The sequence below is a fragment of the Adlercreutzia sp. DFI.6.23 genome, from assembly GCF_024462535.1.
GTDB classification, from domain to species: Bacteria; Actinomycetota; Coriobacteriia; order Coriobacteriales; family Eggerthellaceae; genus Adlercreutzia; species Adlercreutzia rubneri.
In genome coordinates this window covers 1-300 of record NZ_JANGBP010000534.1, presented here as the reverse complement: position 1 = coordinate 300, position 300 = coordinate 1, and the positions used below count along the sequence as shown (strand labels likewise).

Here is a 300-nt window from a genome sequence, read left to right as displayed (position 1 = left end):
AGGATCGAGGGCTTAAGCCGCGAGGCCCTGGAGGAGATCGAGCTGGGGGAGGGACGGCTTCCGGATCCGTCCTCCGGCACCATGGAGCTGGTGGTGGGTCCCATGGTCGCCCAGAACTTCTGGGACGCCAAAACAGGCAGGGGCTTCTGGGAGACGGGAGAGCAGCCGGCGGTGGATCTTTACGGAAAGCCGTTTTTTACCATGTTCCAGAGTTCCGGAGCCGAGGAAAGCGGCAAGCAGAAAAAATATGTGTTTTCGTCAGTATCACTTTTTACAAGTCCGCTGACAGGAAACACATAT

General features: G+C 57.0%; 1 protein-coding gene. It reads left to right on the top strand.

The genetic code is table 11. The annotated features are described in order from the left end of the window. On the top strand, positions 1 to 300 hold a 300-nt coding region (locus NE591_RS14460), incomplete at both ends, for a hypothetical protein (RefSeq protein WP_256157010.1).